Genomic DNA, 12,454 nt, shown 5'->3' on the forward strand with positions numbered 1-12,454 from the left:
TGCCCGATCACTGTTCACCATCACGTATTTCCATGAAGGAGTTCTCATGTCCAGACGTTTGCCTGCGTTCCGGCTGCCCGGTGTCATGACCGGCCTCGTCGTACTGAGCTGTGCCGTGCTGACCCTGTCCGGGTGTACCAGCGGAGCGGACTCGACCCAGGGTTCGCCGGCTTCCCCGGCGGTCACCGTGCCCGGGCAGAACGGCGCCGACGACGGCGGTGACGTCGACTTCGACGCCGCCATCGGCGACTGCGTCACCCTTTCGGGAACGATGACCGACGCCGAGATCGACCACGCCCAGTGCGGTTCGGAGAATTCGAACTACAAGGTGGTCGCCAAGGCCCCGACCCAGGACGGCTGCGCGTCCGATGTCGACCAGACGTACTACGTGACGCTGGGCGGCCGGGAGCAGGGCGCCCTGTGCCTCGATATCGACTGGGTGGAGGGCCAGTGCATGACCGTTCCGTCGGGCAGCGACAGCCCCACGCACAGCCCGTGCACGCCGGGGAAGCCCGATACCGTCCGCGTGCTCGAGATCCTGACCGGCACCACCGACGAATCCGGGTGCCCCGCCGAGGCCACCAGCTATTACACCTATGACGAGCGGCAGCTCGTCACCTGTGTCGCCGAGGTATAGCCGCCCGCCCGGTTGCCGGCAGGCGTGGCCTCACCTCGAGGAGTGAGGCCACGCGCCCTGTCCGGTGCGGAGCTCCGGATCCGGCGCCGGGGCCGGTAGCCACGGCCCTGTTCGGCGCTGACCGGCGGAGTTACACTGGGTTTCGGTACTCGAATACGCGTTCTGTCCATGTCTGGTGGGGGGATGGCGCTATCAGGACTGCTGTGATGGATATCCGAACAGACGAGATCGCCGACGGTATCTACCGATTCTCCACCTTCGTACCCGAGGTCGGCCCGGCCGGTTTCACTTTCAATCAGTTCTTCGTCGACGCCGCGGAACCTCTGCTGTTCCACACCGGGATGCGGGCGCTGTTCCCCGCCGTTTCCGCCGCGATCGCCCGGATCCGGCCCGTCGAGGATCTGCGCTGGATCACCTTCGGTCATGTGGAGGCCGACGAGAGCGGCGCGATGAACCTGTTCCTGAACGCGGCGCCGCGCGCAGAAGTGGCACACGGCGTCGTGGGCTGCCAGGTGTCACTGGACGATCTGGCCGACCGGCTGCCCCGGCGACTCGCCGACGGCGAGGTGATCGATCTGGGAGACCGCCGCATCCAGCATCTCGACACCCCGCACGCACCGCACAATTGGGAGGCGCGGGTGCTCTACGAGGAAGCCACCGGGGTGCTCTTCTGCGGCGATCTGATGACCCAGCTCGGCGACGGTCCGCCGACGACCGGCGCGGATCTGGTCGGCCCGGCCGAGGCGGCCGAGGATGCCTTCCACGCGACCTCGCTGGGACCGGCGGTTCCGGCGGCTCTGCACCGCCTGGCCGAACTGCGGCCCACAACGCTCGCCGTGATGCACGGCTCCAGTTTCACCGGCGACGGCGCGGCGGCCCTGCACGACCTCGCGACGGTCTACGAGAACCGGATGGCCGCCTGACGGCCGTAGGGTTCCACCGGGCGCCGCCCCCGGCGACCGAGCGAGGAGGAACTGGATGAGCGCGCACGAGCGTCCGGCGAGGACACCGAGCCGTTGGGAGGAGCTGACCGCGGCGGACCCCGCCCATTCCGATTGGTATGTACAGCGGTTCCGGACCCTGGCCGCCGAGGGGCACGACATCTTCGGTGAGGCCCGGCTGATCGATGCGATGCTGGGCCGGCGTGGCCGTGTGCTCGATGCGGGCTGCGGACCGGGACGGCTCGGCGGGCATCTGCACAATGCCGGTCATACCGTTGTCGGGGTCGATATCGACCCGGTGCTGATCGCGGCCGCCGAGGCCGACCACCCCGGGCCGACCTGGCTGGTCGGTGATCTCGCCGAACTGGATCTGCCGTCCCGCGGTATCGGCGCGGATTTCGATGTGATCGTCTGCGCGGGCAATGTGATGACCTTTCTGGCGCCGTCCACCCGGCCCGCGGTGCTGGCCGGATTCGCCCGGCATCTCGCCCGGGAAGGCCGGGTGGTCACCGGATTCGGCGCCGACCGCGGCTACGAGTTCGCGCAGCTCCGCGCCGATGCCGCCGAACAAGGACTCACCGCGGACCTCCTGTTGTCGACCTGGGACCTGCGGCCCTTCACCGAGCATTCGGACTTCCTGGTCGCGGTGTTCTCGCTCGCACCTACCGATCGCTGACGATCTGAGCATGGCCCCCGAGACGTGTCATGAACATTGCCGCTGCCATATGTAGTAGATATGCTACAAATCATCGAAGGTTGATGATCGGGAGGATTCATGACTTCGAACGACGGCGTGGTGCTGGATGTCGACCGACTGCGAATGCGCTACGACACCACCGATGTCCTGCACGAGGTGACATTCCAGGCGCGGCGTGGCGAAGTGCTCGTCATGCTCGGACCCAACGGAGCCGGTAAGACCACCACCATCGAGATCCTGGAAGGTTTCCGGCAGCGATCCGCCGGACGGGTCGCTGTACTGGGCACCGACCCCGAACACAGCGACGAACGCTGGCGGTCGCGGATCGGGGTCGTCCTGCAATCCTGGCGCGACCATGCCAAATGGCGGGTCCACGAATTGCTGGACCATCTCGGGACCTTCTACCGCCCGTACTCCACCGAACAGACCCGGAAGCCCTGGGACACCGGCGAACTCGTCGAACTGGTCGGCCTCGCCGAACACGCGAACTCCGAGATCGCCAAGTTGTCCGGCGGGCAACGGCGCCGGCTGGATGTCGCGATCGCCATCGTCGGCCGGCCGGAACTGCTGTTCATGGACGAACCCACGGCCGGATTCGACCCCGCGGCGCGGCGCGATTTCCACGATCTCGTCCATCGCCTGTCCGACCTGGAGGACACCACGGTGTTGCTCACCACCCACGACCTCGACGAGGCGGAGAAGATCGCCGACCGGATCTTGATCCTGGCGGGCGGGCGCATCATCGCCGACGGTTCGGCCGACGAACTCTCCCGTTCGATCGCGGGTGAGGCCGAGGTCCGCTGGACCGTGGACGACCGGCGGTTCGTCCACACCACCACCGAATCGACGAAGTTCGTGCACGAACTCTTCAAACAACACGGCGATCGCATCGGCGAGTTGGAGGTACGCCGCGCATCGCTGGAGGACACCTATATGACGCTGGTCCGGCGCTGCGAATCCGCGGACTCCGCGGCCGCGATCCACACCCTCGCGGAGGTCATCCGATGAATCCCGTCGCAGGCGCGGTCCGCGCCGGTTTCCTTCGCGGCTGGATCGAATTCCGGCAGATGTTCACCCACGCGCCCGATCTGATCGGACAGTTCCTCACGCCGACGATCACGCTGGGCGCGCTCTATCTGCTCCGCGGTCGCGAGTACGGGGATACCGGCCGCTCCGTCGCCGAACTCGCCCTGCCCGGCCTGCTCGGCACCATCATCGCGTTCAACGGCCTGTACGCGCTCACCAATGTGCTCGTACTCGACCGCGAGGACGGCACGCTGTTGCGGGCCAGGACCGCCCCGCACGGGATGATCGGCTACTTCGTCGGCAAGGTCACCGCCGCGGCGGGATCTGTTCTGGTGCAGGTACTGGTCGTCCTGGTCGCCGGAATGCTCATCATCGGCGGTTCGTCACTGGACAGCCCCGGGGCGTGGGCGAGGTTCGCGTGGGTGGTGTCGCTCGGGCTGCTCGCGGCACTGCCGCTCGGCGCGATCCTGGGCGGCGTTCTCGACGGCGCCCGGGCCTCGTTCCTGCTGACGATGCCCCTGATGGGACTGATCGCCATCTCCGGGATCTTCTATCCCCTCACCGCGCTTCCGGGCTGGTTGCAGGGCGTGGCCCAGGTGTTCCCGATGTACTGGGCGGGACTGGGAATGCGGTCGGCGCTCCTGCCGCCCGAGGCCGCCGGGATCGAGATCGGCGGCTCCTGGCGCCACCTCGAAACCGTCGCGGTTCTGGGGTCGTGGGCGATCGTGGGACTGATCGTCGCACCGGTAGTGTTGCGGCGCATGGCACGGCACGAGTCCGGATCGAATATGGCGGCACGTCGGGAGAGGGCGATGCAGCGTGCCTTCTGAGGCCATCTACAACCGCATCGCGATGCTGCGGGCCGAGCGGGGTATTTCGCGGCGGGAACTCGCCGGGGCGCTCGGTGTGCATTACCAGACCGTCGGCTATCTCGAGCGCGGTGAGTACAGCCCCAGCCTGCATCTGGCGCTGCGTATCGCGGCATATTTCGAGGTGGCAGTCGAGGTGGTGTTCTCCACCGAACCCTTTCCCCGCCTGGGCTCCGGCACCGCCACCGCGTAGCACTCCGGCCCGCACGCGCCACTCGGGAATCGTCTCTTGTGGTGTGCGGGCCGGAGCTGTACCGTCGTGGCACGAAGTCATTGATCTGTGCCATCGATCCTCGATTGCGCGCCACGGCGATACCGGTGACCATCGAATTCGACGCGGGAATCCGCAAGTGCCTGCCCATTCCGGTCACCGAGAACGCCGGATCACCACCACGGCTCGGCCCGGATTCGCTCGTGTGGAAGTTCTACGGGGATATCCGCGGCGTGCTCGGTTTCCAGCGGCTCGCGGGCACCGAGAACTGCATCGAACAGCTGGCGCAGGGGGTCGAGGACCACTCGGTGATCTTCAGCGATTGCCTGGGGCGTGCCCGCCGTAGCGCTCCGCCCATCATGCAGACCGTCTACAGCGAGGACCCCCACGAATGGGGCCGCCGGGTCCGGGACTTCCACGGATCCATCAAGGGCACCATCGGTGACGGCTCTGGCTACCACGCGCTCAACCCCGAGTTGTTCTACTGGGCCCACGCCACTTTTGTCGACCAGGTCCTCTACATCACCGATACTTTCGTGCGGCGCCTGTCCTACGCGGAGAAGGTACAGATCTTCGAGGAGAGCAAGTCCTGGTTCCAGTTGTACGGGGTGAGCGCACGCAACCAGCCGCAGACCTACGAGGAGTTCCTGGCGTACTGGGACCGGATGCTCACGCGGTTCGTCCGGACCCGCACCATCTGGTATGCCACCGGCTATCTCCGCAAAGGCGTCCCCGGCCCCCGGTGGATTCCGGCGCCGCTCTGGCGGATTCTCGCCGCGCCGATCGACGCCACCCTGCGCACAGTCCTGATCGGCACGCTGCCCCAGCAGATGCGCGATGTCTGCGAACTGCCCTGGGATACCCGGTCCGAAAGACGTTCCAGCGCTTCGCCGCCGTGATGCGTGCCGCGAATCCCGTTTTCGGCAGGCTGCCGGTACGGGTGCTCTATGTGCCGTGGGCGGCGCGGGCCTGGGCGCGGACCGGGGTCGACCCCCGCCGGATCCACAACGGAAAGCGGCACTGGTGATATCGGTCGCGGCGCGACGATCGGCGGCGTGCCGGGCAGCCACGGTCCCGGAGCCCGGCGTCCGATGACTCCCGATACCGCCACCCCGAACCGGACCGACCCCCGGGTCGACCGGATACTCGCCGCCGCGCAATCGGAGTTCGAGCAGTACGGTGTACGCCGATCCACCATGGACGATATCGCGCTGCGCGCCGGTATCAGCCGGCGGACGCTGTACCGGCGGTTCCCCACCGAGGAATCGCTGTTCGAGCTGCTGGTACTGCGCGAAACCGATGCTCTGCTGGGACAACTGGCCCAGGCGGCGGCCGGGCGGGAACCGGGTGCGGCCGTCGCGGAATGCTTCACACTGTTCTTCGGTCTCCTGGAGCGGACACCGCTCGCCCGGCGCATCGTCACCAGCGAACCGGAATTGATCACGGGGCCCGCCCGGCAACCGCGCGGGCTGCCCATAGCGGAGGCCGGCCGACGGGTCGCGGCAACATTGCGGCGCAGCGGTGTGACGATGCCGGACGAGGATCTGCGAGCGGTCGCCGAACTGCTGATCCGCCTCGCGCTGTCGCTGCTGCTGAACCCCGAGGGACAGCTCGATATCACCGATCCGGACGCGATCCGCGAATACTCCCTCCGTTATCTCGCCCGGCTGGTGTGGTGATCGGGCTTCGGGACCCGCGGGGACCGGATGTGCCGCGCTCCGCACCGAACGGGACCGATCCTGCCGCACCCGCCGGGGCGCTGATACAACTGACTCCAGCCGTAGAGCGTCCTACGGCCACGGGTATCGCCCCGCAGACCGAGAAGGTGGACAGTGGACAGGACCTCCTATCAGAAGTTGTTCGATCTGAGCGGGCGGACCGCGATCGTCACCGGAGGAACACGGGGTATCGGGCTCGCGATCGCCGAGGGATTCGCCTGCGCGGGCGCACGACTCGTGGTGGCGAGCCGGAAACCGGAGGCCTGCGCACAGGCCGCGGCACAGCTGCGGGAACTGGGCGCGGAGGCGATCGGTGTACCGACCCACCTCGGCGATGTGGACGCCCTGCACGCGCTGGTCGAGACCACCGCGGAAACCTTCGGCGGTATCGATATCGTGGTGAACAACGCCGCCAATGCCCTCGCCCAACCGCTGGCCACCATGGAACCGGCAGCAGTGGCGAAATCCTTCGGGGTCAATGTGCAGGGGCCGCTGTTCCTGATCCAGGCGGCTCTGCCCTATCTGCGCGCCGGTGAGCACTCGGCGGTGCTCAATCTCGGGTCCGTCGCGGCGATGCAGTTCGCGCCCGCGCTGTCGATGTACGCCGCGGGTAAGGCGGCCCTGCTGTCGTTCACCCGGTCCATGGCAGCCGAATTCGCCGCGGACGGTATCCGGGTGAACGCCATGGCGCCCGGTGCGGTGGATACCGATATGGTTCGCAACAATCCGCCGGAATTCGTCGCGGCCATGGCCGGCGCCACCCTGCTGAGGCGTATCGCCCGGCCCGACGAAATGGTCGGGACCGCGCTGCTGCTGTGTTCGGATGCCGGCAGTTTCATCACCGGGCAGACTTTCCTCGTCGACGGCGGGACCGTCGCACGCTGATCACACCACCGAAGGAGTGTCCGTGTCCGCGCTGTCCACCGAATACCTGCCGTCCGGTGTCGTCGTACTGACGATCGACCGGCCGCACCGGCGCAATGCGCTGGACAATCAGACCGTCGCCGAACTGCATTCGGCACTCGACGAGGTCAATGGGAAACCTGAGGTCAGAGCCCTGGTCATCACCGGGGCCGGGGCCGGTTTCAGCGCCGGCGCCGATCTCAAAGCGCGGCCGGAGGATTTCACCGCCACCGATGCCACGCCGACCGCGGCCCTGCTGGGCGCCGTCCGTTCCCCGGTTGCCCGGATCCTCGCCGCCCAGGAGTTGATGGCTTCGGCGTTCGAGAAGATCCACCGGCTGCGCCAGCCGGTGATCGCCGCGGTGAACGGGGCGGCGGTCGGCGGTGGGTTCGCCTTGGCACTGGCCTGCGATATCCGATACGCCGCTCGCGACGCCTCGTTCGGCGCGGTGTTCATCCGGCACGGCATCTCGGCCTGCGATATGGGGACCAGCTACCACCTGCCGCGCCTCGTCGGTGCGGCACGCTCAGCCGAACTGCTGCTCACCGGCCGTGTTTTCGACGCCGAGGAGGCGTTGCGGATAGGACTGGTGCTCGAGGTCGTCGACACCGGCGATCTCCTCGGCCGCGCGATCGCCAAGGCCGAGGAGATCGCCCGCAATTCCCCGCTCGCGGTGTGGATGACGAAAGAGACGATGTGGCAGACCGTGGATGCACCGAGTCTGCGTCATGCCCTCGATATGGAGAACCGCACCCAGGTGATGTGCAGCGCGACCGGTGAACTCGACGCCTCGTTCGCCGCATTCCGGTCCGGTACCGAAACCACCCAGGGCCTGTTGTGAACGAGAACGCCATGCCGGCCGCCGCCCACCGAAGCCGAACCGCAGATCACATCCTGCGATGATCTGTCGCCGATTCATCTCGCACAGCAGCATTCCCGAATCTACCGATGCCACCCCGCCGAGAATGCAGGCGTCACATCCCGCGGTGTGTTAGAAAGTCCGCGAACGGCGAGGAGACGGTTGTGACAGGTCCATATCGGCTGATCATCTGGGGCCCGGGCGATATGGGTGGACGCGCATTGCGCACCGCCATCGAATCTCCCGACTTCGAGGTCGTCGGGGTCAAGGTGTTCAGTCCGCACAAACACGGCACGGATATCGGGGAGCTCGCCGGGCTGCCCCCGGTGGGGATCACCGCGACCACGTCGAAAGCCGATATCCTCGCTCTCGATGCCGATTGCGTCATCCACACACCGACCACCCCCGCCCTGCTGCAGGGTACCGACGACGACGTCGTCGAATTGCTCGAATCGGGCAAGAACGTCGTATCAGCGGCCTCGTATCACAATCCGTCAATGCCGACCTGGTTGTCGTCCACGCAGTCGCCGCTGTCGGTGCTGCGGACGGTGGCGGACACGAAGGTCACCGGCGACGCCTTCGGCCCCCGGTTGCGCTACGCGCTCAGGGCTTTACGGTTGGGTATGCGCGCGGTGGACTCGTCACTCGCGCGACCGTTGCGGCCCGGCCTGGAACTACTGGCCGGCCCGCTCGTGGACCGGGCGATCCCGAGACGGCGATCGGGCCGCCGGTTACAGCGTGCCTGCCTGGCGGGTGGCGTATCCCTGCACGGCACCGGGCTGCACCCGGGACTGATGGTCGAACAGTTGTTGCTCCGGCTGGCCGCGCTGCTCGACGAGGTGGACGAAGTGCGGTTCCTCGAGGTCGGGGATCTGTCCGCCGCACCCGACGGAATGTGGGGCGGGCTGGAAAGCCTCGGGTTCGGAATGCCGCTGTCGGCAGTGGATTCCGATCACGCGATCGGCCTGATGCAACACTTCTACTTCGATGCCGTTCTCGGCAATGTCGCCCACGCGTTGTACGGAGCCCGCTCCGAGACGGTCCGGGTCGAGCGACATCTGTACCCGGTTCCGGCACGAGTGCGGGTGGCGGCCGGCGGCACCGTGGTCGAACCCGGAACAGTGGGCGCGATCCATATGACCTACCGCGGTTACCTCGGTGAGCGCCTCTTCATGACCAACGAGGAGTGCTGGCATGTCGGACAGGGCAATGCCCATCTGGGGCAGGATCATCCGAACAGCCCGGCGGGCGGACACGTGATCACCCTCGACGGCAGTCCCGGCGCGATCGAGATGCGTAACGAAATGGATGCCCAGACCTATAGCGCAGATTGGTCGGCCGTCACCGATATCTCGGTCGCCGCAATGCTCGCCGTCGTTCCCGAGTTGTGTGCCGCGCCACCCGGTGTGGTCATGCCGGACCTGCGTCCTCACTACCTTCTGGAGTCGTCATGAGTACACCCACGCTCGCGGTCGCGGTGCTCGGCGCCGGCCCCTTGGCCGACCGGATCACGGATCGGATCCGAGCGCGCGCGGACCTCGAGGTGTCCGCGCGGACCGAAGCCGCGCAGTCCCCGCCGGCGGGGACTGCGTGCGTCGTCTACCTGCCGAGTTTCGCCGAGATAGCCGCGGGCGCACCGGAAGACGTCTTGCCCCGGCTGCTGCGGGAAGGATTCGACGTCGTATCCACCGCGCCGCTGGACGGGCACCTGCCACCGGCCGAGCTGCTGGACGCCTGCCGGGCAGGTCGTTCCACCTTCCACGCCACCGGAGCCTTCCAGGCCACCATCCCGGCCCGGCTCATCCGGTCGCTGACCGAGGTGACCCGGGGCATCCGGCGGGTGGAGCTGATCGAGGAACTCGACTTCCCCGAGACCGGGGTGTACCCGTGGGGTACCCGGCACGATATCGGTATCGGAGCTGTCGGTCCCGAAACCGCCACCGCCGGCGCCGCCGCGGTGGACGGCTACTACGCGGCGGGATTGCGGGTTCTCGACGACGCGGTGTTCCACAGTGCCGCGGGCACCGCCGCGACGCCGAGCCGGACGGTCGAGGTGGTCACCAACGACTCCGGAACAGTCCAGAAGGTGATCGTCGACCGTGACCTCGGGCCCGGATTGAGCTACCGGTCGATCTGGACCACCGCCGACACGGACCGGGCGCCGCTGCGATATCAACTCGTCACCACCACCGATACCGCGAAGGGTACGGCCAACGTCCGGTTCCGGTTCACCGACGGGCTTCATCCCGCCGATCATCTGACCTGCGTAAATGTTATCGAAGCGGTGCGGCCGGTGCACGACCACGGCCCGGGGATCGCGCATCGGGATCTGTCGATCACCCGCGTGGTGCCCGACGCGCGCCTCACCATCTGATCCCGGTTGTCCTCGGCCGATCTCCCCGACGCCGGGTCCGTACTCGGCGGCACGGCGTCGCGGAGATCGGCCGACGCCCCTGTTGCAGGCGTGCGCCGGCGAACCGCGGCCGCGGTGCCATAACGTGCCGGACCCGGTCGCACGCGGACCACAGGTCTCGAAATCATCTATTCCGGTTGCCGCGCCCGGTCCCGCGAACCGGGAATGCGATGCTGGAACGGCAGCACTAATGATCGCCCGGTTCCCGCGGCCGGTCGACCGCGGACCGCCGCAGTGGACAGTATCTCCGCAACTCAGTGCACATCGAACTCTCAGAACCCCGGCCTGCCGCGCGCAGGCGGTGAAAGGTGAGCACCATGAAGCTGACAGTCATCGGCGGCACCGGCCGGATCGGTTCGCAGGTCGTGGCGAAGCTGAAGGCCGCCGGTCACGATCCGGTACCCGCCGCGCCCTCCACCGGCGTGGACCTGATCACCGGAGCGGGTATCGACGCCGCGGTCGAGGGCGCCGATGTGGTGGTGAACCTGGCCAACTCCCCGACCTTCGACGAGGCCTCCACGGATTTCTTCCGGACCGCCATGGACAACCTCCTCGCCGCCGGTGACCGGGCCGGAGTGAAACATCAGGTGGTTCTCTCCATCGTCGGTGTGGACAAAGTGCCCCAGCTGGACTACTACCGCGCCAAAACCCTGCAGGAGGAAATGCTCCGGCAGGGCCCCACCCCGTATTCCATCGTCCGCGCTACCCAGTTCTTCGAATTCATGGACGCGGTCATGTCCTGGTCCGCCGACGACTCCACCGTCCGGCTGCCCGCGACCCGTCTACAACCGATGGCGGCCGCGGATGTCGTCGACGCGGTGGTCGGCGTCGCGCTGGGCACTCCGCTACAGGGCATTCGCAACGTCGCCGGTCCCGACGTCTTCCCGCTCGACGAGATCGGCCGGATGGCCCTGACCGCCCGGCACGACGATCGGATCGTCGTCACCGACGACACCGCCGGAATGTTCGCGGCGATCGCCGGCGACGAGCTCCTCGCCGGACCGGACGCACACCTGGCCCCGACCCATTTCCGGGACTGGCTGGAAACGCACCGCTGACGCCGCAGCGATCTCGCCGGCGGTTACCGCAAATTTCGTGGCCGCCCGGATCGGCACCGGGCGATGATCACCTGATGGCGCCGATAACCGACCCGCGGAACGCGCCGGTTTCCGATGCGAAGGACTGCAGCGGTCGTGGCAGCAGGTGGGGACGACCCGGCGCGATATGTTCGGGACACAGCTGCTCGACCGGGTGATCGACTGGTCACGCGAACACGGCGCGCACAAGGTCTCGTTGCAGGTCTGGCCCCACAACGAACCCGCACTCACGCTGTACACCCGAGCCGGGTTCGAGATCGAAGGCGTCCTGCGAACTCATTACCGCCGCCGCAACGGCGAGCTCTGGGACGCGGTGGTGATGGGACTGACACTGCCCCGCGATTCCCGCAGCCCCGCATAGGTCGTGTTCGGAAAAGCGTTCGGCCGGTACCGGAGGCTGCGTATATCTTTCGATCCTGGATGAGCCGGACAAGGGCAGGTGCCGCGCCCAGCTGCCTGTTCGAAGCGGCCATCGTCGTGAACTTCGGTGTCGCTCGGATCGAGAGCAAGCTCGCACGATCGGTCGGTAACCGTGACGTGGATTGTGCCCGCTGTCGGACCCATCGGGGACTACTACACGCGGCCCGGCTCCGGATTCCTGAAACGGCCTTCAGCCCTTTTCAGGCTGTCTTCAGCACCTCCCTGTGACAGTGGCGGTCGTAGCTGACGACGGCGAAAGGGGACGACTGATCATGAACCCGACAGTGCGTATCGATGGACACCCCTACCGAGTGGTGGGCAGGACTCGCCTGGCAGCGGTGTCACGAGCGAGCTACGGGAAATACCGGTTCGTCCTACGTCGGCTGACAGACGGGTCTCTGTGGACGGCATTCGACAGCCGGGTCACTCCCGCCTCGGAACTGGTTCCGCACCACGCCGGTGCGTGAACGTTTCACCGATCGGACAACCGCTGCAGATAAGTTATGGAGCAGTTATGCATCAGTTATCGAATGGGCGAAAAGCCCAGGGTGGACCGGCAGGAAATTCGAACCGCCCTTGTTTCACGTTGCGTGGATAGGCAGCGCCGACGGCGAGCACAGCCCAAGAGCGCGGCGACAAGGACGATTCCGACCTTCCGCCCTG

General features: G+C 67.1%; 13 protein-coding genes and 1 pseudogene. All 14 read left to right on the forward strand.

Annotated features, from left to right (window positions below):
* The first annotated feature begins 46 nt into the window (after positions 1–46).
* The 14 genes and pseudogenes from lppU to ACWCPQ_RS02095 all read left to right on the forward strand — a co-directional run bounded on the left by lppU (position 47) and on the right by ACWCPQ_RS02095 (position 11,732).
* Positions 47–637: an LppU family putative lipoprotein gene (gene lppU / locus ACWCPQ_RS02030; protein ID WP_449893684.1), complete on the forward strand. Its 591-nt coding sequence runs from the start codon at positions 47–49 to the stop codon at positions 635–637.
* A 206-nt stretch (positions 638–843) separates the two neighbouring features.
* Positions 844–1,560, forward strand: coding sequence for an MBL fold metallo-hydrolase (locus ACWCPQ_RS02035; protein ID WP_449893686.1), 717 nt, complete (start codon positions 844–846; stop codon positions 1,558–1,560).
* 55 nt (positions 1,561–1,615) lie between these two features.
* Positions 1,616–2,254 carry a class I SAM-dependent methyltransferase gene (locus ACWCPQ_RS02040; RefSeq protein ID WP_449893688.1) on the forward strand — a complete coding sequence of 213 codons (639 nt, stop codon included), beginning with the start codon at positions 1,616–1,618 and terminating at the stop codon, positions 2,252–2,254.
* A 99-nt stretch (positions 2,255–2,353) separates the two neighbouring features.
* On the forward strand, positions 2,354–3,283 hold the full coding sequence (locus ACWCPQ_RS02045) for an ABC transporter ATP-binding protein (protein ID WP_449893690.1): 930 nt from the start codon (positions 2,354–2,356) through the stop codon (positions 3,281–3,283).
* Positions 3,280–4,131 carry an ABC transporter permease gene (locus ACWCPQ_RS02050; protein ID WP_449893692.1) on the forward strand — a complete coding sequence of 284 codons (852 nt, stop codon included), beginning with the start codon at positions 3,280–3,282 and terminating at the stop codon, positions 4,129–4,131. The genes ACWCPQ_RS02045 and ACWCPQ_RS02050 overlap by 4 nt, the downstream gene beginning before the upstream one ends.
* Positions 4,121–4,363, forward strand: a complete 243-nt coding sequence (locus ACWCPQ_RS02055; protein ID WP_449893694.1) for a helix-turn-helix transcriptional regulator — start codon at positions 4,121–4,123, stop codon at positions 4,361–4,363. Before ACWCPQ_RS02050 ends, ACWCPQ_RS02055 begins: the two co-directional genes overlap by 11 nt.
* Positions 4,364–4,482: 119 nt before the next feature.
* A pseudogene (locus ACWCPQ_RS02060) lies at positions 4,483–5,408 on the forward strand (oxygenase MpaB family protein).
* A 64-nt stretch (positions 5,409–5,472) separates the two neighbouring features.
* Positions 5,473–6,060 carry a TetR/AcrR family transcriptional regulator gene (locus tag ACWCPQ_RS02065; RefSeq protein ID WP_449893696.1) on the forward strand — a complete coding sequence of 196 codons (588 nt, stop codon included), beginning with the start codon at positions 5,473–5,475 and terminating at the stop codon, positions 6,058–6,060.
* A 153-nt stretch (positions 6,061–6,213) separates the two neighbouring features.
* Positions 6,214–6,984, forward strand: a complete 771-nt coding sequence (locus ACWCPQ_RS02070; protein WP_449893698.1) for an SDR family NAD(P)-dependent oxidoreductase — start codon at positions 6,214–6,216, stop codon at positions 6,982–6,984.
* 31 nt (positions 6,985–7,015) lie between these two features.
* Complete coding sequence (locus ACWCPQ_RS02075; RefSeq protein ID WP_449894378.1) at positions 7,016–7,843, forward strand: enoyl-CoA hydratase/isomerase family protein; 828 nt, start codon at positions 7,016–7,018, stop codon at positions 7,841–7,843.
* A gap of 182 nt (positions 7,844–8,025) precedes the next feature.
* Positions 8,026–9,315 carry a hypothetical protein gene (locus ACWCPQ_RS02080; RefSeq protein ID WP_449893700.1) on the forward strand — a complete coding sequence of 430 codons (1,290 nt, stop codon included), beginning with the start codon at positions 8,026–8,028 and terminating at the stop codon, positions 9,313–9,315.
* A complete protein-coding gene (locus tag ACWCPQ_RS02085) occupies positions 9,312–10,235 on the forward strand; it encodes a hypothetical protein (protein ID WP_449893702.1) in 924 nt (307 codons plus the stop codon). Before ACWCPQ_RS02080 ends, ACWCPQ_RS02085 begins: the two co-directional genes overlap by 4 nt.
* Positions 10,236–10,591: 356 nt before the next feature.
* Positions 10,592–11,332 carry an SDR family oxidoreductase gene (locus ACWCPQ_RS02090; RefSeq protein WP_449893704.1) on the forward strand — a complete coding sequence of 247 codons (741 nt, stop codon included), beginning with the start codon at positions 10,592–10,594 and terminating at the stop codon, positions 11,330–11,332.
* 166 nt (positions 11,333–11,498) lie between these two features.
* Positions 11,499–11,732, forward strand: a complete 234-nt coding sequence (locus ACWCPQ_RS02095) for a GNAT family N-acetyltransferase (RefSeq protein WP_449893706.1) — start codon at positions 11,499–11,501, stop codon at positions 11,730–11,732.
* The last annotated feature ends 722 nt before the right edge of the window (positions 11,733–12,454 follow it).

This window comes from Nocardia sp. NPDC001965 (assembly GCF_053594175.1).

Coding starts and splice junctions, on each gene's coding strand:
- lppU (WP_449893684.1), top strand. CDS start 47: ATGTCCAGACGTTTGCCTGCGTTCCGGCTGCCCGGTGTCATGACCGGC.
- ACWCPQ_RS02035 (WP_449893686.1), top strand. CDS start 844: ATGGATATCCGAACAGACGAGATCGCCGACGGTATCTACCGATTCTCC.
- ACWCPQ_RS02040 (WP_449893688.1), top strand. CDS start 1,616: ATGAGCGCGCACGAGCGTCCGGCGAGGACACCGAGCCGTTGGGAGGAG.
- ACWCPQ_RS02045 (WP_449893690.1), top strand. CDS start 2,354: ATGACTTCGAACGACGGCGTGGTGCTGGATGTCGACCGACTGCGAATG.
- ACWCPQ_RS02050 (WP_449893692.1), top strand. CDS start 3,280: ATGAATCCCGTCGCAGGCGCGGTCCGCGCCGGTTTCCTTCGCGGCTGG.
- ACWCPQ_RS02065 (WP_449893696.1), top strand. CDS start 5,473: ATGACTCCCGATACCGCCACCCCGAACCGGACCGACCCCCGGGTCGAC.
- ACWCPQ_RS02085 (WP_449893702.1), top strand. CDS start 9,312: ATGAGTACACCCACGCTCGCGGTCGCGGTGCTCGGCGCCGGCCCCTTG.
- ACWCPQ_RS02090 (WP_449893704.1), top strand. CDS start 10,592: ATGAAGCTGACAGTCATCGGCGGCACCGGCCGGATCGGTTCGCAGGTC.
- ACWCPQ_RS02095 (WP_449893706.1), top strand. CDS start 11,499: ATGTTCGGGACACAGCTGCTCGACCGGGTGATCGACTGGTCACGCGAA.